Here is a 19,828-nt window from a genome sequence, read left to right as displayed (position 1 = left end):
CCTGCAAATTAAACGATGTCGATCCGCACGCCTATCTGACCAATACGCTCACAGCCATCGTCGCTGGCCACAAACAAAGCATGATCAACGAGCTGCTACCCTGGAATTACGTCAAATAGGTGGGATCGGCGCACCGGTTACTGTGGATTGAGCCGTGAACGGCGGCGAATTTCTGTAAAGTTCGCATCCGTCTAAAGCGAAGCATAGCCCTTTCTCGCCTTCGAAATGGCTGGTGTGAATTCTCAGCCCTGTTGTTTTGCCAGCGGCCAGTTTCTTGCCGATCTGCGTTGCCGATCTCCTTCATCGCCGCGCCGTAGGAACGTAACTTGTCGGTGACAAAGACATGTACGCGACCATGACGTTTCATTGTTTTTCTTAGGAATTTCAATGCAGCCTTGCGATCACGGCGCTTCGCAACGAAGCTTTCCAGGACTTCCCCTTCGTGATCCACAGCCCGCCAAAGATAGTGCGTCTCGCCGTTAATCTTTACGAACACCTCGTCTAGGTGCCACTGCCAGTTCGAATATGCGCGCATCTGGCTGACCCTTTTCTTGCGGATCTCTGCGGCAAACAACGGGCCAAATCTGTTCCACCAAAATCGAACCGTTTCGTGGCTGATTTCGATACCGCGTTCGTGCAAAAGATCCTCAACATTCCGCAGCGAGAGCGGAAACCGCACATACATCATAACGGCTAGGCGGATGATCTCGGGGCTGGTCTTGAAGTATCGAAAGGGGCTGCGTTTTGTCATCCTGCGACGCTAATTGCTCGCCCTGCCCGCCTCAACCAATTTTGCTCTGACGGTGCCATTCATGCTTATTGGTTACGCCAGAGTGTCCAGCCAAGGACAATCCCTTGATCGCCAGATCGGTGCCTTAAACGCTGCCAAAGCGGAAAAGATCTTTCGCGAAATTGCATCCGGCCGGACAGTCAAAGGCCGACCTCAGTTGGAACGCGCCATTGATGCTTTGGGGGCAGGGGACATCCTCGTCATCGCCGAATGGGACAGGGCAACCAGATCCATGATGTACGGGATCGGTATCATCCAACGGGTCGCAGACCGGTCGGCAACCGTTAAGGTGTTAGACAAGCCGTGGCTCGATCTGACAACCCCGATGGGAAAGGGCATCCTCGCCTTTCTATCCGCCCTTGCAGAAGACGAACGCGACGCATCACCAGACGTGCGAACGAGGGTCGCCAGTTAGCCATTGCAAACGGAACTAAGTTCGGACGCAAACCAAAGCTCACTGCACACCAACGTGGCCTCGCACGTCAGCGCATGGCAGATGGCGAAACCTGCCGCGCGATCGCACGAGATCTTGGCGTTGCTCACACTACAATTTCAAGGCTGCGTTGATTGCGTTCATGGCTGCAGATAGGTGGCGAGGCAGGTCAAAATGCAACCTGTTGTGTAGCAGCAATCTACGAAGCTGAGTTGAATCATAGACTAGGTGAAGTTCAAAAATAAATACTCAGGTAAGTCGATCAAATCTAGTTAAGTCGTTCTTCGACTTCTGTCACGAAAGGTGATGGGTTGTGTGCTGAGAAAGCCATGTGCAGCTCTGTGCGTGCCCTAGTAAATCCTACATAGAACAATCGCCGGGCAGCAATAATGTCAGCTTGCGTTGAATTTGCGCGCGGCATTCGCCCATCATCCATACCGAACAAGACAGTGACATCAAATTCCCTACCTTTAGCAGAGTGTAGCGATGACAAATTTATCCGGTCATTTCCGGCCCCCTCGCCTGAAAATTGACCTAGCCCCATTTTTCCTACGTCACCATTCGGACCAACCCTCTCTACAAACGTGTCAAAAATGACTTTCTCATCAGCAAGAGTTCTTCCGCCGATGATCAACAAGGGAGAAAGAAGCGCTCCGTTGATCTCATTCAGCCAATCAAAAAGATCATTCTGGCTGTCTCGGTGCTGCCACATGTGAGCAAGAAGGGAACGTCCAAATTCGGTCTTCTGCTCGTCTGTTGCTAACGCTTCAGAAAACAATCGAGTGCCTTCAGCAACAATACGTGTCCACCTCGGATTTCCGTTGCGCCAACCATTGCAGCACCAAGCAGCGCATTGTTCTAACCATCTCATCAATCTTGACGATCTTGGATAGAGCGCGTTCGCATCCGTGCGGATGATCCCATAGCCATAGATTTCTGCTGCTTGAGCGATTTCATCGCCTAGAAAAGCGGCTGGATACAGAATGCCTATTTGTCCTGGTGTTAGTTCTGGATTGCGGGCTTCTATTGCGGGCAAAATTGTAGAAAAGAAGTGGTCAGCATGCCCGCTATATCCTCCAGTAAGTGGATGAAAATAGACAGTGCCTGCAGCAGCATTTTCTGGAACTTGATACCCTCGTGCTTCCCCCAATGCATATTCCGAAGCTTCCACGATCAGGGAACCGCAACGATAGTTGAGCCCAAGAACAACGGTCTCCACTTCGGCCCGCTCTGAAAGCTTTTGCAGCAATTCTGGATACGCACCGATGAATCCGTAGATTGATTGGTCGGCATCCCCAACTGCTAGAAGGCGCATTCCCGAATGGAAGCAAAGCCCAACCACCATCTGATGTAGCGCGCGACCCAGGTCTTGATATTCATCGACTGCAAGAACTGGAAATTTCGCGACAAGCGCATTTCTGAGCCACTTATTTTGCCTTAAGGCGCGAAGGGCCAAAAGTGGCATGTCGTCAAAATCGATTAACCCAGCAGCGCGCAAATGCCGTTCATAGGCTTCTACAAGGAGTGCTTTTTGCTGGTCTCGGCCGCGCCATTCAGGTTTAGTTCGATCTAGATTTGAACGTCGATAGAAGTCCATCCCAAATCTAGCATTTTGAGGATTTGCCGGCCCTCCGACGACTTCATTATAGGCGTTTTCAAGCGCAGTCCGTTGCTGTTGCAGCGTCGCGACGCTAAATTCTTCAGGTAACCCGACGCCAAGGGAGCGCCCGTAGGGCAACAATATTTGCGTAAGTGAGAATGAGTGGACGGTTCCTATGAAGACGCGCTTACTTGGTTCTACGCCCAGACCTGCCAAACGATGCTCCAGCTCGCGAGCGCATTCATTGTTGTAGGTTATGCATGCCACACCTCGCGGGGCTTCAATTTCCTCGGACAATAGGCGCGCAAATTTGATAGTTAGAGTTTTTGTTTTCCCGCTGCCGGGGCCAGCGAGAACCACACAGTGATCCTTTGACTCATAGGCCTGCCACTGCCCGTCATTGGACCTCAAGTCCTCCGCCGCTTTGAGATAGAGCGCGCGATTAGACACGATCAACCACATGCTGGATTGCACCAGCGATATAGGGCGGCACAGCAATTCCCTGTATCCGCGTTGCCAATCTCTGCGCAAAACGACCTTTTCCGATTGCCTCTACCAAAGCGAGAAACGCCTTTTTATCATCGTCGGTATATTTGGCCTCATATGTATCGATCCGCTTTGTGCGCTTTGGACCGAACTTCCCCTCCCGAAGTGTCGCAATAATCTGGTCCTTAAAATCACCTTTGATAAGGTCAACTTCCAATGTCTCATCGTTTGTGAAAATGCCAAACTCAGCAACCTTCGCATCAAATGCCTCGTAATCGTCAGTAGCCGCAATTTCGTCTATTTTTGCCACTTCAGCTGCACGAGCGTTGCCAGTTGTGTCGTCAATAAGGTGAACAATATTAGTAATGCGCTTTTGGCCGTAGCCACCATCCCAATCGGTGATGACTGAAAATGGAATTCCTAAGGCCTCGAGAAATTTGACGTAAGGTTTGAAATGAGTGCCCGCGACGGAGCAAACGGAGATACCGTGCTCGTCAAGTGTAACTCCCATCTCCGCTGCAAATTCAGGAATAAGAAACTTCTCTGCATCCCCCTCTACCAGGATCACGCCGCGCGCAAATAACATCTCCGCACGTGTAACATCGAGATATCGTGCAAGGTCATCAGCCTCATCGTTTGTCAGATCTATCGTGGCGGTCGATTGACCAACTGAGCCGTCATCTGGGGTCGCCCTCAGGAGCAAAATCGAGCGCAATGGAGCAACACTCGCGATGTGCGGTGAGTGTGTTGTCAGAATGATCGACAATGGGGGCTTTGGTTGATCTGCGATAGTCTTAGATGATTTTTCAAATAGATCGTCATAAACAAGGCGCTGCATATGCGGATGCAGATGTGCCTCTGGTTCTTCGATCGCCAACAGTGAATGGTCACGCTGATTTTTCATAATCAGATTGTCCAGCTCGAGAGTTTTCAGAGTCAAAAAGATCAGGTTTGCGGAGCCTAAACTTGCATCAGCTACTCCTCTTTCGCCGTCGTCGATCAAAAGCTTGATCTGACGCAAGAGACGAGTGTTTTCCGTTGCAGCAAACCCAAGCTTAGGCCTCACATCTTGCTTGGGGCCACTCATCTCGAGAAAGGATGTGGCTATCTTTGTCTCAAGGTCGCTGACTTCTTCAAGATCAATTAGCGCATCAGTTGCCTCTTTGATCTTGGTGCCAATGTCTTCGACGTCATCAAGGTCAATTGAGCTAAATGCTTCTTCGACCAATGGTCGCAACGGAGACCTACGCCATGTCGCAAGATCACCTTCTGCATCTCTTAGTGCATGTAAGACATCGAGCGTGAGCCGCCGCCTGAGATCGTGCCCAAATCTCTTTGACGTGTCACCGCCGCCATAGCAGGAAAACTCAAAATCTTCGCTCGTTGATGGCGCGTGTCCAAGACCATCCAACGGTTTAAAAGAAAAGGTGAGGCGTACTGTTTCAACATCTGTAGCTAGTCGGTAGTCTGTCAATACAGCCAGCACATCTAAGTCGTCCTCAAAATCCTTGACGTCGACTGATATCTCAATCTCGCTGTCTTCATCGAGTGGGCCAAGCCCGTCCCAGAAATCACCAATACCCAGTTCTCGGGCACTATCTGGAAGCGACGGATCGAAAACCAGCCTTAGGGCATGGATTAAGTTCGTCTTACCGACACGGTTCTCGCCAACGACAACAATGTTCCCTGCAAGAGCCACGTCAAGCAATTTGAAATTTCGAAAGTTTTTGATTTTGATGCGCGACAAATACACAGAATTTTTCCCAAAAAGTTACCCGGTTGTCCTAAAAAAGGGAGTCCCGACATCGATAATTAATCTGCTGTCAACGATATGAGCTAAACCACAGATTGAACAGCCAGAATTAGACTAAATGCTTGAAGATGATGTGTCATAGTTTAGCGGTTGTTTGGTCACCTCTGGACGTTCCAGTCGAAACGCCAAGGTCGCTATGCCATGTAGGTGTTTGCACTAGCTTAGCTGATGCCTGTTGTGGTGGCTCGGCTTTTTGCGTCTACAGAAATCCGTCTATATCTCTCGCAGAAAGTCCGAGGTAGAGTCGAAAGCGCCTCGACCCGATCCAAGCCAATATGCTGCGCCACCCAGCATAGGTGTTCGTCTGGAACATGCATGTGCGCGATTTCGAGAGCGGCAATTAGTGCAACAGAGAGTTCCCGATCAGAAAATGCTGCTGTCACATCATGATGGGTAAGCAAATCGACCGTACTGGAAACTTTGAGGTTTTGATAGCGGTTCGCACAAACACGACGGGCTTTCCGCTCATCAATCGCAGCCCATGCATTCAAAGCATTGGCGCTGGCTATCGTCGCGGCTTCACCGTCACCTAGACTCGACGTGGTCGAACCAGAAACTAGTTCCAGATAGTCTAGCTGTGCTTTTCGAGGAATGTCCAACGGAGAGACAATGCCTTCTTCCAAGAGGGGGCCAAGTGCAATAGCGTCGTTATAGCCCAATTTTATGCTGTTCAAGAGCTCGGTTACGACCGGAGCTGGGATGAGGACTTCCACTGGAATTGCTTCAAGAATTCGGTCTGCGTAGCCGGTCGCACTTAAATTGACAAAGACGCTAGCGTCGAGGACCAACGGGGTCTCAAACTTTGAGATACAGCTAACAGAACGCATCTTAGGAGTCCTCTCCTTCCATTCTGAGACGACGCGCCTTGAACCTGTCAATCTTCAGCAAAGTAGCAATTTGACCTTCGCTCATCAAATCGCGTTCTAATGCCTGAGCCGCAAGTGTCTCAAGGCGGACGACGCTGCGCAATGGACGATATTGAGCCGTCGTGTCATTTGCAGTGCCCCCACCAAGCACCTCAGCGGCCTGAACGTCTGTAATCCCCCCATTTCGAGCGAACCAATCCCAGGTTCCATCGGGTGCTAGTTCGAGTTCTTCAAGCCGGCGGACTAGGGCTTCGCGCGAAACGCCAAAGTACTCGGCAAGTATTATCACATGGCGTCGAGTCAATCGCGCACTTCCTGCCCGATTTTCTTGTAATTTTTGTGCCAGAGAATGTGCTGGCATCAAAAAAGCGGGACCGAAAGCTGTCGCATATCGTTCTTCCCGAGAGTTGTGTTCAAAGGCGTCGTGGCAGACGTCAGGGCGACGTCGAGTTCCTACGGAGTGTCCAAGTTCATGCACTGCAGTCTGTACTTGCCGTTCGTATCGGTGGTTTGAATTGATGAGTATGCAGGATCCGACATTGTCATCGTGGGCAAACAAACCGGAAATGTTGTTTTTTAACGGGTGGGTGTAGACGCGCATGCCTAAATCGAGTTCGAGAAGTGCAAAGGCGTTTCGGATTGGACCCTGACCCAATCCCAAGCGTTGTCTTAGTTCGTGCGCATCGATCTCCGCTTGTTTGCGAACATCCCCCGGTAACAAAGGTCGCTCTGGTGGTAAGCTTGAGACACGTTCGACCCCTAGAATTCGCTCCAGTTCAACTTCTGCTGCTACGAAATCGTTTAGAGTTTTAATCGCAACTTCAAATGTATCGTCGATATTGTCGCCCATCTTCCTGAAACGTGGCACTAAATCAACATGAACAGCCTCGCGTCTGAGCAACTGGTTGAGAGTGATGCCATAGAGGTCAGTCAAGTTGATTAGTTCACCTTCTTTGACTGGTCGCTTTCCTTGTTCGATTGCTACTAGAGTCGTGCGTGACAGGTCTGCCTTAGTAGCCGCGATTGCCTGAGTCATATCGGTCTGCTCTCGAGCCAATTTGAGGCGATGTCCAAGTTGGGTTGCGTCAATGGAGTGTACGGGGTTGTTCATGTTGTTTCTGCCCATTCGCGCACAAATGACTGAGGAGACAATTCATCAAGAAATGCTCTCCACTCTTCGGCGTGTACTTCTATCATATTGATGATTTTCTTCTTCACGTGGTCGACTTCGAAACCCATTGCCCGTGCTAATGGAAGAGCTTGCCGTACGACAAGAGTGTCAAAATTCTCCATATGTCGCAAAGCAGCGAGATGGTCCATATGGAGAGTTCCGGCGATTGCATATTCTCGTTGAGAATTATTGTGTTTTCCGAAACTTGAGTTGGCTCCATCCCTAAATTTGGCTGCGCTTAAGTCTTCCCAGATATAGTTGTTAGGATGTTCACTGTATCCGCCGGCGTGAAGACTAGTCCGGCGCAACATACAAGCCGCGCAGATTCCACACTGGCGATAATCACCACTGATTGAAGCGTGGCGTTGATCCATCCAGCAAGAACGCGTGTCAGTCCAAATCTGGTGATCTGGAAAGATCGAGCGATAGGTTGCGAGAGTTTGCCCCTTTGTTCCAAAAATCATCGGGTGCTCAAAGAGGATCCGTTTGCCAAATAAGGCTTCCAGGAAGTCAGAGATCATGAAGGTGAACAGTGGGTGAGTGCGACGATCAAAGTGGCTTTGGCCAACATTCACAAGAACCGGACCAAGAGAGCCTTGGCCGCTCTCAGGAACAATTACCTTATCGGCACCAATCAGGTACGCAGCCATTCCAGACAGCACGCCAAACTTGAAACCGCGAGAACGTCCTGAAGACTCACCGTTTCCAGCTAATACACGTTTGACAGTAAACGGAACATTCTCAAACGGATTAGTTTGTTTGCCAATGCTTGGCTTTTTGATTCGGCTTGCACCGACACGCACCCGTACCATGACTTCGTTTGCCCGCTCCGTTGCCAGGATGCCTGCGACAGCTTGTGAATCAAGGCCGTCGCTGAATGGAATAATCATGTCCGCATAATGAGGGAAGCCTAGGCCTCTCTGCGCTGGTCCAGGTTGCGGTTCTGGAGTTTTGCGAAACTCAATTGTCCAATTGTCACCGGTCAAAAGTTGTAGTGCTCTAAGAAGTGGCCCTTTAACTGCTGGATCCATCCAACGCGCGGGTTCATGTACGGGAATACCGACACGGAGGTTGCGTGCCCAATCCATTTTTGCGCGTGTTTTCGAATGATCACAAACTTCGACAGCAGCAACAATCAGCATCGCGTCATAAATGACAGTTTGCCATTCGCCTGGAACGAACCCTTGCATCGCATCGGGATCGAACTTGATGTCTTTTCCAATTACGCAAGGGGTCATCCCATCTCGTGATGCTTCTCCAGGGTAAACCAGGTCAGCTTCAAAACATACATCATAGGGCTGTTTGCGCATCAGCGAAGCTCCGGTCCATCATCAAGTCCACTAGCCTTTACAAGCCTAGAAACGACGGCTTCACCTCGGATAAGTCTGACTATTTCTTGGCCGAATTTCCCGACTTGGTCAGTCTCCAACGTTCTTGTCAGATTTTCGCGAACACTGATCACCTTCTGTTGTTCGTTGTGATCACGTGCGTCGCGTTTGTAATGTTCTTCAATCTGGCGAATGTGTGACAGCCCATGATCAATGGCGGTACGCTGGACAGCTTCCACGATCGCACGTTCACCTGAAAATCCGTCGTAAAGAGCTGCATGAATGTGCTCCGATAGGGCATCACGGAGCGGGGATTGCGTAAATTTGTAACGTATGGCGTCGATTTCGAAGTTCTTGAGATCCGACAGCAAGTTTCCTTGTTGTTGATCTACAAGAACGTTTCCGATTGCCATGAGGTAGTCTTTACCTACCTCCCGCAGAAAGTCCTTATGCAATGCAACACACATACTCTGCGCTCGTTCTTGTTCCGTGAACGCCTCTTTGTGCGCCCGCTCGCAGACGTCCCTCCACGATTGCTTCATGGGTAAGCTTTTGTAGGGTCCGTCACTCATGCATGCCATCCTTCATGTCAAATACATAGATGTAAAATCAGACAATGTCAAATATGTGAATCTAAACGCTTGCTGATAGCTTTGCGTGCGACTTTTGCTGGGGCGGAAGCTGAAGCGTAGAGCCTCCTTTCTGCTTCTAGCTTTCCGAAAAACTCATTGGTTTGCAGGCGAAGATTCAAAGGACTACTGTGATGCAATAGTCATTTCTGGGGTTTTCAGTGCGATTTTTTCATACAGCCGATCTTCACCTTGCAAAGCCCTTCGGTCGGTTCGACGCTGATACACAGGCGGCACTACGCACAGCCCGTCTGGACGCTCTAAGGCGTCTCGGTGATGCAGCGCGTGCTGGCAAAGCTGAGTTTATCTTGATTGCTGGAGATACCTTCGACGCTGAAGCGCCGCCATCTAAGGTTGTCCGGCGCGCGCTTGATGTCATGGGTGACTACCCTGACCTGCAATGGATCCTAATGCCTGGAAACCACGACAGCCTTGCAGCGGTTGATCTCTGGGAGCGGATAGAGCGAGACAAGCCTGAAAACGTGATCCTCGCTTTAACGCCGGAAGTGATAGAAATTGGGGATCACGTTGCGATCCTACCGGCCCCGCCCTCGGTGCGGAATCCCGGCGTAGACCTCACGGATTGGATGACGGATGCATTGACAAGCAAGCGTTTTAGGATCGGCCTGGCACACGGCGGAATTCTGGATTTTGGCAGCGAAGAGGGGACAGTTGCGGTCATTCGACCGGATCGGGCAGAACTATCGAATCTTGACTACTTGGCACTCGGCGATTGGCACGGTCAGAAGTCGATCACGCCACGGACTTGGTACTCAGGCAGTCCTGAAGCGGACAGCTTCAAAGGGCATGCCGAAGCGGGTGCGCTGCTTGTCGAGATTACAGCGCCCGGTGATGTCCCGCAGGTGACGCCCGTTCCGATTGGGCAATTCGACTGGCGATTGCTGGCGCTCGACTTCTTTGCGGGCACGGATCCGGTGCAGCAATTGACCGAGGCACTCCCAGCTTCGGATCGGGACAAGACAATAGTTCGGTTTGAGGCAACTGGGCGGCTTGGACTGCTTGAACAAAGCCAGCTGCGGGATACGTGCAAACAGATCGCTGACGACTTTCATTACTTCGAAGCCATCTTCGACCGATTGGGTATCGAGCAAGCCGTTGATGATCTTGATCTGATTGCTACAGGTGGCGCTTTGCGGGCCGCCGCGGATAGCCTTTTTGAAGCTACGGACCTTCAGGGCCGGACAGCTGAGGATGTCCAGATCGCCCAAATTGCTTTGACACATCTGTTCCATATTTCCCAACAGGAGCCGTCCCAATGAAGCTGCGTCAGCTCGAGTTGACGAATGTACGTCGTTTCGGCGGTCAGAAAGCGCAGCTTGGGCCTTTTGGCGACGGTTTGACGACCATCACGGCAGAGAATGAAGCAGGAAAGTCCACCTTCTTTGATGCATTGCACGCATTGTTCTTTGTGCCGCATGGGTCCTCCTCGCAAGAGGTTAAGAACCTACAGCCCTATTCTGGCGGTGCCGCGTCCGTGGCAGCTGTTGTAGAAATTGATGGGAAGGAATTTCGGGTAGAGAAATCGTTTCTGGTTCAAAAGTCAGCAAGAGTTATCGACTGCGGGAGTGGGCAGGTCATCAAGCAACAGGGTGACGCTGAAGCGTGGATTGAGGAAAATATCAACAAGGTGAACAAGGGGCCCGCTGGTTTGCTTTGGGTGAGGCAGGGGGCAACTCATGTTGACCCAGAGGGCAAAGATAAGGATGCCAGCAACGTCGCGGCGCGCCGAGATTTGATGTCCAGCGTGCGAGGTCAGATCGATGCGGTCACAGGCGGGCGGCGCATGGACAAGATCGTTGAGCAATGCCGCAAAGAACTAGATGCTTTGGCCACGAAAAGTCTTAAGGCAAAGGCTGGAAGCCCATGGAAAACAATTGAGGACAGCATTGATGAGCTGCTCCAGCGTAAGGAGCGGCTTGAGGCCGATGTAAAAGTTCTTTCGGATGCCCTAGCAACAAAACGACAGGCTAAGTTGCGTTTGCGCGCACTGCATGATCCGCAAAAACAAGAAGCGCGGATTCAAGAACTCAATTTGGCCGAAGAAGCCTATCAAATGGCACAGCAGCACGATCGCAATGTGACGGACGCCGACAAGGCGCTCCAATTGATTGTAGCTGAAAAGAACCAACTGATCCGCCAAGTCAAAGACATCACAGACACACAGGAACGCCGTCAGCAGCTCGTTGATGAAATCACGCTAAGAGAGGAGCAAACTTCGGATCTTCGCGCGGTACAACTTAAGTCAGATACTGCCTTGGCGGACGTAAAGGCGGTGATCGCGCAAAAAGAAACGGAACGACGCGATCTGGTCCAATCTTTGAGCGCTGCGCGAGCGGCCGAAAAATCCCTCCAAAAGTGGGAGAGGATGCGCGTGCTCGCTGATCTCATCAGCCAGCTTTCGGTACCTCAGACAAAGCTACGAGATGCGGACGTGATTTTGGAGCGCGCCGAAATTACGCAAATTGACCTTGATCACCTTGTTGATCTTGGGCGGCGTATAAGCGTCGCGCATGAGCAACGGCACGCACAATTTGCAAAATTTTCAGTCCAACCGTCAACAGCAGGAACTGCCGAATGCGACGGAGTTGCACTCGAACCTGAAAAAGAAGCGCTTATTGACCGTCCCCTCACACTGAAACTCTCGGGGTATGGAGCCGTTAATCTCACTCCCGCGGCTGGGGCAGGGGCGGGTATTGAAGATCCAGACGCGTTAGAAGCAGACCAGGCTGCGGCCCTTCAGGCATTTGGTGTTCAATCAGTGCAAGATGCCCGCAGCGCGTTTAATGCGCGTCAAGGCGCGACGAACGACAAGACTGTCGCCTTAGCAGAAATCAGAGGGTTAGCGCCTGATGGAATCGAGGCTCTGGATGAGGAATGGAAGGCACTTTGCAATGAGCTTGGCCATTCGCCAGCTGATCAACCCCCGGGCCCTGCTAGCTCGGAGAATGTCGACCTTTCTGCTGTGCAGATCGAAGAGCAGATATCCGTCATTGATGATGACCTTGAGGATCTCAGGTCCAGCATACAACCGCTTCAGACGGTCGCAACGCAGGCTGCAAATGATGTTGCCGAAGCTACCGGTGTGCTGAACCATCTTTTGGAGGAAAAGATATTGCTGGCAAAGCCACAGGGTGAAGATGCCGCCCTGGCCGCACTGCAAACATCCCGTGACGAAGAGATTGAGAAGGAAGAGAAGGCGGCACAGACGCTCGTGGACCTAAAGGCAAACGCACCTGATCTCGACATGGCGCGGTCCACCCATGAGCGCTTGCTTAGCGCTGAGAAAGCAGACCGCGATGAAGTCAACAAACTGGAACGCGAACTTGCGCGCGTGGACGGGGCTATCGAGACGCAGTCTGAAGGCGCCGTCGAAGAAAAGCTCGCAGAAGTAACCGATCAGCTTGAAAAGGCTTCAGAGCGCGCCAAGCGATACGAGCTACAAGCGAAGGCCTTAAACATGCTCATCGCGCATCTTGATGAAGCACGCAAAGATGCTCAAGAAACGTATTTCGAACCGATCCGCAACGAACTGCGCCCGCTGTTGGCACAGTTGCATGCCGGGGCTGATTTTGAACTTGATCCCGAAAAGATGCTTGTTGGCAAAATCATCCGCAATGGTGTTGAGGACGACATCAACGTTTTGTCAGGCGGAGCCTATGAGCAAATCGCGATCCTGACCAGACTGGCCTTTGCAAAACTGTTCGCGAAACAGGGCAGGCAGGTCCCGCTAATCCTTGATGACGCACTTGTACACACAGATGACGAGCGGATTTCTACTATGTTCAACATGCTGTCGCACGCTGCGAAGGATCAACAGATCATCGTGCTGAGTTGTCGTACCAGAGCCTTCTCTGATCTTGGCGGCACGCGGGCATTCATTGAAACCGAGGCTGTCTAATAGACTTTAAAGGAGCTTGATGTGTTGGATTTATCAAGAATGCCGCCAGAGATACGTGCGAATTGGCGGCACAAAACGATACCAATGGCAATTCGAAGTGACGAGAAGGGAACCAGAGTACTGGTCCACTTGCCTTTTGGAGAAGACAATAAATCTTGGCTCTACGGCCTTGGGAAAACTAGACCGAAATACGTTCGTGATCATCAGGCATGGGAAATTCCGAAGGCCTAGTTTAATACTTTTATTGAGGCAGGCTTGCTTCGGTATCGGCAAGTATTTGTTGTGCAGCCTTACCGTGATTATGAAGTTTGCGCACCAGCTTGCAGAAATGCAAAAGGGCATGACTGTAATTGCTCTTGCATGGGGCAAAATCACGGCGCTGGAGACGGAAGTGAATGGTTTGATGTTTCTGACACATTTTCGGTTAGGTGGGGCGAAAAGGAAATGGCCTTACGGTTGATGACAGTCAAATGAGAGCAGCGCGTGATCGATCATATTTTAGTGGAACTACACGTAGTTGATGGGTGGAGAATTTTACCGCATGATCAAATTCGTATAATAGTCAATATGTTAGAATTTTACCCTTGAGGGGATGACTTGAAGGGGCAGGGACCTGCTGCCGCAGGAACGTAATTTACCAAAGTGGCCACTCGTGATCTGCGCGGCGATTGCCGGGTCCGAGCCCGATTGTGTTGAAAACTCCAAATTTCGGATGTCGTGATTATTCGGAAAGAAGCCATGAAACGTAAAAGTCAGAAGGGATCTGCCATGAGGTACAGTGAGCTGTCACATGAGCGGCAGAACACTGATTTGGCCGAACCCCTCGCCTCGAAAAGTTGGTGGCGCTGTACGGACAAAAAATTCATCGATTTTGCCAAAAACGGTGTTTTTCAACAGTATCAGCCCACACCGGACCTAATGATTTTATGCGGCAAGCGCTCGCAGCGTGAATATTGCTACTACAGCGTAAACCTCTACGCCGCTGCCGGCGGAAAAACCGGTCATCCATGCAAGCTGCAGCGGAGACAAAACGCTCACGGATCAAGTCGCGACAAATCTGCCGTTTGCACGCTCGGCTATTGCTGACGCGGCACTTGGATGCACTTGCAACGCTGACGAAGCCGACACCCTGCACGTATCATTAAAATGGCCGTTGATTTTTGCCTCAATGCGATTTCTGCCTGCCTTGTAGACCTACCAAATTTGTTCAGAAAAACCTATGGATTTACGTTCTCACGAATGAATTCCAGCTACATCAGAAGTTCAATAATCTCCGTGTAGCCGCGCGAGACTGCATGCCGAAGCGGAGTTATCCCGTCGCGGTCTCCGATGGATTGGTCAGCCCCGGCTTCAACGAGAATTTGGACAGTCTTGACATGATCCGGCCCGCCGTCGCCAAGAACAACAGCCTCGATCAGCGCTGTCCATCCAAGGTTGTTTACGTGGTCCAGAGGAGCACCACCTTTGACCAGAAGTGCGACCACTTCGTGATGGCCAAGATGCGCAGCAGCGATCAGAGCTGTTCCGTCATAGACACTCGTGATTAGATCCGGTTTGTTGCCAAGCTGCATTGCCAGAGATACCATTTCCGGATCATTTGCCACTGCTGCAATTGTCAGGACGTCGTAAAACCGGTCCTCAAGTGCGTTCATGTCCCCACCCCCGGCCGCAAGCGCTTTCAAAGCATCCTCGTGGGAAGCAAAGGTTGCCACATGCGCTGGAGTGCGATTTGCGCGGTCCCTGGCATTTGGATCGGCGCCAGCCGCGGTCAGTCGTCTGATCTCTGCGGTCTGCCCTTCATGGGCAGCAAGATGCAGACCTGTGTAGGAGGCAATGTCAGGAGCAGAAGGGGCAGTTTGAGCGATTGCCAGGGTGCACCATAGGTGTGCCGCACAGAGGAACAGAACACGAAGAATGATGTTCATCGAGATACCTTATCCTTCCAACCTAAGCGGTTTGGGCCGTGCGCAGGCAGCAAAAGCCAAACCCTTAGTCTGAATGGCTTTGGGTTTGCAGGCCTGAAGTTTCCAACGAGGAGAAACTGAAAGGCGAGCTTCCAGTTCCTACGCCGATTGAACTTCGCCAGCGGGGACCCCCGCCTCAGCCCGGTGCTTTCAACTCCGTGCTGATCTCAATGACCAGTTTGCCGACAGGAATGGTCATGCCCACGCCGAATTCGGCAGGGTCGATTTCCAAGGTTGCCGCAAATGCAGCCCAATCGCCCTTATAATAATCAATGAAAGCGCCCAATGGATGTTCCCCAAGGTGTGTCATCGTTGCGGCCATGGTGACCGGCTTGGTGGTGCCGTGCAATGTCAGATTGCCGGTGATGTCTGCGGCGGCATCCCCGATGCGGCTGATCGCAGTGCTCTCAAAAGTGATCGTTGGATAGGTTTCGACCTCCAGAAAATCGGCGGTGCGAATGTGATCATCCAGTGGTCCAAATCCGGTTGAGATGCTGGCCGCTTCGATCTTGGCTGTGAGGCTCGATGCTTCGACATTGTCCTGGTCCAGCATCAACGTGCCTTCAGCTTTGGTGAACTCACCATGCTGGGTGGATACGCCTGCGTGGCTCCATGCAATGCGGACTTCGGTGTGGCCTTGATCCGTCTTGTACATGTCTGCGGCCAAGACCGGGGCCGCGCAGGCCACAATGAACGCTCCTGTTGCCAAGACTTTTGTAAAACTCATCTATTTTTCCTTTGATTTGAAAGACCTATGACAGTCTGCCTTAGGACTAACCTTTTGGTTTGCGGTAATCCTCGTGGCAGCCGCCGCAGCTTTTGCCCACGGCACCCATCGCGGCCTGCAATGCGCCAAGGTCCGTGCCTGCTGCGGATTGCATCGCGATCACAGCGTCATAGAAGGCTTTGCCTTTTTCGCCGACCTTACTGTCGGCAGACCAGATCGCTGGAAGGGCGCGACTGCCCTCGACGCTGTCACTGTCAGAACCGGGCAACCAGTAGCCCGCCTGGCTCAGCGACGCGAGGGCGGCGAGGTTGTTTGCAGCACCGCTGGCGGCTTCAGCATCATAGGGAACTTCGCCCTTGGCCATCGCGCCCAACGCACCAAGGTTGAAGGCATAAAGCTGCATTTGCGACTGGCGCGCCTTTATGCCGACTGCGATCTGTTTGTCACTGATATGACCGTCAGCATAGGCAAGGACGGCGACAGAACCGACAATGGCAGAGAGGATTGTGAGACTAGACTTTCGCATTTTCGTGCCCCTTTCAGGATGAATTCCGGCTATCAATTGCCCTTAGGGTAGATGTTCATTAATTTAGGAACAGTCACAATATTTGCGGACTCGGTATTTAATTTATGCACAACGAGAATTGGGATGATCTGCGATATGTTTTGGCCGTGGCGGAAACAGGGTCGGTCTTGCAGGCCGCCAAGCACCTTGGCGTGAACCATGCAACAGTCTTGCGCAGGGTAGGCGCATTTGAAGACCGGCACGGAACCGTCCTGTTTGAGCGGACATCGCAAGGGTATCAATTGCTTGCCGACTGCACACATGTCATTCGCGCGGCGCATGCTGCTGAGGTCGCAATGCAAGAAGTGCACAGACTGGCCAGCGGCGGGCGACTGACCCTGCAGGGGACCGTCCGTGTGACATCCACGGATACCCTGTGTCGCGCTGTCCTGCCGGGCTTTGTCGATGCATTGCAGGTCGAAGAGCAGGATCTTGCCATCACGCTTTTAAGCAGCAACACCCATCTGGATCTATCACGTGAGCAGGCAAGCATTGCGGTGCGCCCCTCAGCGCGTTTGCCAGAGGATATGGTAGGCCAGATTGCAACAGAATTGGCTTTTGCCGCCTATGCCGTTGACCCTGCGCAGACCAAATGGCTGGGGCTGACGGGCCCATTGACGCGATCAATTGCGGGTGCCTGGATGGATGCCAATGTCCCTGTTGATCAGATTACAATTGCCGCAGACAGTTTTCTCACTTTACAGGAAATGGCAGCGGTGGGGCGAGGGATAGCCGTTCTGCCGTGTTTTGTAGGTGATCGGGACGATCGGCTGCTGAAGCTTCCGTACATCATGCCGCCAATGACGGTTCCACTGTGGGTTGCTCAACATGTAGATGCCATTGAAACGCAACAGATGCGTGCGGTGAAAATGCGATTGATCAGATTTCTGGCAGAGCAACGTGATCTTGTTGGATAGCCCGACGATGCCGCAAAAAGCCGCCATGAGACGAAAGTCCATTCTAGATATTGGAGTGGCGGATATGTTCCGCCAGACCCCAGGTCGTGTTGTTGTGACATGTCAACGTAGAGCCGCCTTCATGCGCCGCTCAAAACCGCCGTCCAGCTACAGGATGCGCTGCCGCCGCCGCAGTCCATACAGCGTTGGTTGGACCAAAGTCGAAAGGTTGGGTTGACCTAGGTCCAATAAAAGGCGGGACCGAGGCCCAAAGCCACGTCTTACTAAATATGACAGTTAGATTTCAGTTTTGTGACAATCGGCCCACCGATGACATCACTTCGTAACATGACTGGAATGCAAATGTTGAATTTTTCTGACCCGATCTGGGAACTCATTGCGCGGCTTGCGATCAACACCAGCGCTATGTCGCTCCTCGTTTTCGGGATGTATTACCGCCGCTATCGCGACCGGGAGCTTGCGACGACCGCGTCCATGTTCAACATCTTTGCATTCGCGGTGTTAACGATCCTTTCGAGTGTTCAGTTCTCCCTCGCTGCTGGGTTTGGCCTGTTCGCTATCCTCGCTTTGTTCAGCCTGAGATCGGAACAGATTGAAAAGATCGAGATCGCATACTTTTTTGGGGCGATCGCCATCGCTGTGATTTGTTCGGTCCTTGGGACTGGCCTGGTGTTTGTACTTTGCATCGTGAGCTTTGTGATTGCTGCAGCCTGGATTCTTGATCACCCCAACATGATGAAATCCGCTCACGGTGCGAAAGTGACGTTGGATGCGATCGATCCCGACATCCTTTCCGATACCGAGAAAACCCGCCGGCTTTTGTGCGAACGGCTGGGCGTCGACGTGATGACCTTTCAGATTATTGAGCTGAATTACGTCAACGACATGGCCCGCATCAATATCTTCTACCGCAACTGAAAGGCAACGTGATGACTTATATTGTTCCAAACATGGACCTTGCTTGGCTGACTGACGGCTTTGCCCCAATCAACTTGGATCAGCTCAATCAAAAGGCAGAGATGCTTTCGCGGATCGACAACAAATATGTGATTGACCGCTGGATGATGGAAAAGGTTCTGCCCGAGCTTTTGGAAGAATTCGACATTCTTGAAATCGATCATCGGCGCGCGTTCACCTACGATACCCGCTATTATGATGATCCCCGACGGAGCGCGTATTACGAACACCATCAGGGTCTACGCAAAGGCTTCAAAGTGCGGGTGCGACGCTACGCAGATGCGGGCCTTTGCTTTCTTGAGGTGAAGGTCAAAGGCAAACGCGGCATGACAGAAAAACACCGCTTGCCTTATGATCCTAACGCGTTGGAGACGCTGACGCCTGAAGCATTTGAATTCGCGCGCGAGACCTACGCCAACCAGTATGACAAGCCATTTGAATACGATCTGGGTCGCGCTCTGGATGTCCGGTATCAACGGATCACGCTGGTTGCCAAGTCTGGTGGAGAACGCATGACGATTGACGCAAAGCTGCACTTTGCCACCGCGGACCAGACCCTTGATGCAGCAAGCGACGTTTTTATCGTCGAAACGAAATCCGCTTTGGGGCGTGGGTTCGCCGACAAGGCCCTGCGGCGTATGCACGCCCGTCCAACTAAGAAGTGCTCCAAGTACTGCATCGGGATGGCGGCCCTGGGAGAAGTCAGTCGCTGGAACAGGTTCATGCCAACCATGCGTCGGCTCCACATGGTCAAGGGTACGAACCTGGTTGTCAAACCGTCAAAGCGTCAGCTTGCGGCCTGAGACCTGCGCACCCCATCAAACTTTTGGTGGGGTGCGCAGCTTTATCAGACCAAAGTCGGTAAGTCGGACGGGTTTGCGCGGGTATGCTGGCATGATCGGTGTCCCATGCTTATCTGTGCGATTTCCAAGTTTGTTCCGATGGCGGCACCGATACTCACAACTGGGAGGGAACGAGATGATCGGATTAAGAACTGCAGTATTGATACCTTTGGCTGTGGCCAGCCACATTGGCATGGCGCAGGCACAGGACCACGCAATGGGGTTTTTCGTAACCAGCACCGGATTGGGCAACGGCGCAGATTTGGGCGGGCTGGAGGGGGCCGACGCGCATTGTGCTGCACTGGCGACCGCAGCGGGCACCAACGGTCAGACCTGGCGCGCCTATCTCAGCACACAAGAAGACGGAAAACGCGGGGTTTCCGCCCGATACCGCATTGGCAAGGGGCCCTGGTACAATGCAAACGGAGAGTTGGTGGCGAGCGATCTGGATGAATTGCACCTGAGCCCAAACATCATCAAGCGAACAGCTGTCGATGAGAATGGGAACATGGTCAACGGTGTCGGGGACAGCCCCAACGAGCATGACATTCTGACCGGGTCCATGGCGGATGGGATGGCCTATTTTCCTTGGGCCGAGGGTGATCACACTTGCAGCAACTGGACCAATTCCGGTGAAGGAAGCGCGCAAGTCGGGCATCATGACCGTCATGGCGGCGGCAACACGTCGTGGAACTCGGCACATGGCTCCCGAGGGTGCAGTCAGGAGGCTTTGACTGGAACTGGTGGGGCGGGCCTATTTTACTGCTTTGCGGCAGAATAAATATCTCAGCGAGTGGGTTGGCAGTCTGGGCTGCCAATCC

At 52.1% G+C, this 19,828-nt stretch carries 19 protein-coding genes and 1 pseudogene; 10 read left to right on the top strand and 10 right to left on the bottom strand.

Going from position 1 to position 19,828, the window contains the following annotated elements:
• On the top strand, positions 1-119 hold a 119-nt coding region (locus OS190_RS19910), incomplete at its 5' end, for a transposase domain-containing protein (RefSeq protein WP_267160458.1).
• A gap of 17 nt (positions 120-136) precedes the next feature.
• On the opposite strand, the pseudogene OS190_RS19905 reads toward OS190_RS19910, so the two are convergent.
• Positions 137-751: pseudogene (locus OS190_RS19905) on the bottom strand (IS6 family transposase); the annotation flags it as partial.
• Between the two features lie 61 nt (positions 752-812).
• Here OS190_RS19905 and OS190_RS19900 point away from each other — a divergent pair.
• Positions 813-1,205 carry a recombinase family protein gene (locus OS190_RS19900; protein WP_267160454.1) on the top strand — a complete coding sequence of 131 codons (393 nt, stop codon included), beginning with the start codon at positions 813-815 and terminating at the stop codon, positions 1,203-1,205.
• Positions 1,206-1,279: 74 nt separating this feature from the next.
• Complete coding sequence (locus tag OS190_RS19895; RefSeq protein ID WP_267160457.1) at positions 1,280-1,357, top strand: helix-turn-helix domain-containing protein; 78 nt, start codon at positions 1,280-1,282, stop codon at positions 1,355-1,357.
• 134 nt (positions 1,358-1,491) lie between these two features.
• Here the strand turns inward: OS190_RS19895 and OS190_RS19890 are convergent, their stop codons facing one another.
• The 6 genes from OS190_RS19890 to OS190_RS19865 all read right to left on the bottom strand — a co-directional run bounded on the left by OS190_RS19890 (position 1,492) and on the right by OS190_RS19865 (position 9,059).
• Complete coding sequence (locus OS190_RS19890; protein WP_267160453.1) at positions 1,492-3,285, bottom strand: UvrD-helicase domain-containing protein; 1,794 nt, start codon at positions 3,283-3,285, stop codon at positions 1,492-1,494.
• Complete coding sequence (locus OS190_RS19885; RefSeq protein WP_267160452.1) at positions 3,266-5,062, bottom strand: ATP-dependent nuclease; 1,797 nt, start codon at positions 5,060-5,062, stop codon at positions 3,266-3,268. Before OS190_RS19885 ends, OS190_RS19890 begins: the two co-directional genes overlap by 20 nt.
• Before the next feature lie 221 nt (positions 5,063-5,283).
• Positions 5,284-5,949: a PIN domain-containing protein gene (locus tag OS190_RS19880; RefSeq protein WP_267160451.1), complete on the bottom strand. Its 666-nt coding sequence runs from the start codon at positions 5,947-5,949 to the stop codon at positions 5,284-5,286.
• A 1-nt stretch (position 5,950) separates the two neighbouring features.
• On the bottom strand, positions 5,951-7,099 hold the full coding sequence (locus OS190_RS19875) for a helix-turn-helix domain-containing protein (RefSeq protein ID WP_267160450.1): 1,149 nt from the start codon (positions 7,097-7,099) through the stop codon (positions 5,951-5,953).
• Entirely contained in the window at positions 7,096-8,469 is a 1,374-nt protein-coding gene (locus OS190_RS19870; protein ID WP_267160449.1) for a hypothetical protein, read from the bottom strand. The genes OS190_RS19875 and OS190_RS19870 overlap by 4 nt, the downstream gene beginning before the upstream one ends.
• Positions 8,469-9,059, bottom strand: coding sequence for a hypothetical protein (locus OS190_RS19865; protein ID WP_267160448.1), 591 nt, complete (start codon positions 9,057-9,059; stop codon positions 8,469-8,471). Before OS190_RS19865 ends, OS190_RS19870 begins: the two co-directional genes overlap by 1 nt.
• A 218-nt stretch (positions 9,060-9,277) precedes the next feature.
• Here OS190_RS19865 and OS190_RS19860 point away from each other — a divergent pair, with 218 nt between their 5' ends.
• From OS190_RS19860 to OS190_RS19850, 3 genes are all read left to right on the top strand, one after another.
• Positions 9,278-10,396, top strand: coding sequence for a metallophosphoesterase family protein (locus OS190_RS19860; RefSeq protein WP_267160447.1), 1,119 nt, complete (start codon positions 9,278-9,280; stop codon positions 10,394-10,396).
• The gene (locus OS190_RS19855; protein WP_267160446.1) at positions 10,393-13,035 is read left to right on the top strand and encodes an AAA family ATPase; all 2,643 of its coding nucleotides are present in this window, start codon (positions 10,393-10,395) and stop codon (positions 13,033-13,035) included. The genes OS190_RS19860 and OS190_RS19855 overlap by 4 nt, the downstream gene beginning before the upstream one ends.
• Before the next feature lie 738 nt (positions 13,036-13,773).
• A complete protein-coding gene (locus tag OS190_RS19850) occupies positions 13,774-14,121 on the top strand; it encodes a hypothetical protein (protein WP_267160445.1) in 348 nt (115 codons plus the stop codon).
• Positions 14,122-14,285: 164 nt separating this feature from the next.
• Here the strand turns inward: OS190_RS19850 and OS190_RS19845 are convergent, their stop codons facing one another.
• From OS190_RS19845 to OS190_RS19835, 3 genes are all read right to left on the bottom strand, one after another.
• Positions 14,286-14,960, bottom strand: a complete 675-nt coding sequence (locus tag OS190_RS19845; protein ID WP_267160444.1) for an ankyrin repeat domain-containing protein — start codon at positions 14,958-14,960, stop codon at positions 14,286-14,288.
• A gap of 175 nt (positions 14,961-15,135) precedes the next feature.
• On the bottom strand, positions 15,136-15,726 hold the full coding sequence (locus OS190_RS19840; RefSeq protein ID WP_267160443.1) for a YceI family protein: 591 nt from the start codon (positions 15,724-15,726) through the stop codon (positions 15,136-15,138).
• Between the two features lie 46 nt (positions 15,727-15,772).
• The gene (locus OS190_RS19835; RefSeq protein WP_267160442.1) at positions 15,773-16,252 is read right to left on the bottom strand and encodes a c-type cytochrome; all 480 of its coding nucleotides are present in this window, start codon (positions 16,250-16,252) and stop codon (positions 15,773-15,775) included.
• A 104-nt stretch (positions 16,253-16,356) separates the two neighbouring features.
• On the opposite strand from OS190_RS19835, the gene OS190_RS19830 reads away from it, so the two are divergent.
• The 4 genes from OS190_RS19830 to OS190_RS19815 all read left to right on the top strand — a co-directional run bounded on the left by OS190_RS19830 (position 16,357) and on the right by OS190_RS19815 (position 19,788).
• On the top strand, positions 16,357-17,208 hold the full coding sequence (locus OS190_RS19830) for a LysR family transcriptional regulator (protein ID WP_267160441.1): 852 nt from the start codon (positions 16,357-16,359) through the stop codon (positions 17,206-17,208).
• Between the two features lie 342 nt (positions 17,209-17,550).
• Positions 17,551-18,126, top strand: a complete 576-nt coding sequence (locus OS190_RS19825; RefSeq protein ID WP_267160440.1) for a DUF4956 domain-containing protein — start codon at positions 17,551-17,553, stop codon at positions 18,124-18,126.
• An 11-nt stretch (positions 18,127-18,137) separates the two neighbouring features.
• Entirely contained in the window at positions 18,138-18,968 is an 831-nt protein-coding gene (locus OS190_RS19820; RefSeq protein ID WP_267160439.1) for a polyphosphate polymerase domain-containing protein, read from the top strand.
• A 175-nt stretch (positions 18,969-19,143) separates the two neighbouring features.
• The gene (locus tag OS190_RS19815; RefSeq protein ID WP_267160438.1) at positions 19,144-19,788 is read left to right on the top strand and encodes a hypothetical protein; all 645 of its coding nucleotides are present in this window, start codon (positions 19,144-19,146) and stop codon (positions 19,786-19,788) included.
• Positions 19,789-19,828: the final 40 nt, after the last annotated feature.

Origin of the sequence: Sulfitobacter sp. F26204, assembly GCF_026410305.1 — a bacterium.
Lineage (GTDB): Bacteria > Pseudomonadota > Alphaproteobacteria > Rhodobacterales > Rhodobacteraceae > Sulfitobacter.
This window is presented reverse-complemented; position numbering and strand designations above follow the sequence as displayed.

Excerpts from the sequence above, each read along its gene's own strand:
- OS190_RS19900 (WP_267160454.1), top strand. The coding sequence starts at position 813 with ATGCTTATTGGTTACGCCAGAGTGTCCAGCCAAGGACAATCCCTTGAT.
- OS190_RS19895 (WP_267160457.1), top strand. The coding sequence starts at position 1,280 with ATGGCAGATGGCGAAACCTGCCGCGCGATCGCACGAGATCTTGGCGTT.
- OS190_RS19890 (WP_267160453.1), bottom strand. The coding sequence starts at position 3,285 with ATGTGGTTGATCGTGTCTAATCGCGCGCTCTATCTCAAAGCGGCGGAG.
- OS190_RS19880 (WP_267160451.1), bottom strand. The coding sequence starts at position 5,949 with ATGCGTTCTGTTAGCTGTATCTCAAAGTTTGAGACCCCGTTGGTCCTC.
- OS190_RS19875 (WP_267160450.1), bottom strand. The coding sequence starts at position 7,099 with ATGAACAACCCCGTACACTCCATTGACGCAACCCAACTTGGACATCGC.
- OS190_RS19870 (WP_267160449.1), bottom strand. The coding sequence starts at position 8,469 with ATGCGCAAACAGCCCTATGATGTATGTTTTGAAGCTGACCTGGTTTAC.
- OS190_RS19865 (WP_267160448.1), bottom strand. The coding sequence starts at position 9,059 with ATGAGTGACGGACCCTACAAAAGCTTACCCATGAAGCAATCGTGGAGG.
- OS190_RS19855 (WP_267160446.1), top strand. The coding sequence starts at position 10,393 with ATGAAGCTGCGTCAGCTCGAGTTGACGAATGTACGTCGTTTCGGCGGT.
- OS190_RS19850 (WP_267160445.1), top strand. The coding sequence starts at position 13,774 with ATGAAACGTAAAAGTCAGAAGGGATCTGCCATGAGGTACAGTGAGCTG.
- OS190_RS19845 (WP_267160444.1), bottom strand. The coding sequence starts at position 14,960 with ATGAACATCATTCTTCGTGTTCTGTTCCTCTGTGCGGCACACCTATGG.
- OS190_RS19840 (WP_267160443.1), bottom strand. The coding sequence starts at position 15,726 with ATGAGTTTTACAAAAGTCTTGGCAACAGGAGCGTTCATTGTGGCCTGC.
- OS190_RS19835 (WP_267160442.1), bottom strand. The coding sequence starts at position 16,252 with ATGCGAAAGTCTAGTCTCACAATCCTCTCTGCCATTGTCGGTTCTGTC.
- OS190_RS19830 (WP_267160441.1), top strand. The coding sequence starts at position 16,357 with ATGCACAACGAGAATTGGGATGATCTGCGATATGTTTTGGCCGTGGCG.
- OS190_RS19825 (WP_267160440.1), top strand. The coding sequence starts at position 17,551 with ATGTTGAATTTTTCTGACCCGATCTGGGAACTCATTGCGCGGCTTGCG.
- OS190_RS19820 (WP_267160439.1), top strand. The coding sequence starts at position 18,138 with ATGACTTATATTGTTCCAAACATGGACCTTGCTTGGCTGACTGACGGC.
- OS190_RS19815 (WP_267160438.1), top strand. The coding sequence starts at position 19,144 with ATGATCGGATTAAGAACTGCAGTATTGATACCTTTGGCTGTGGCCAGC.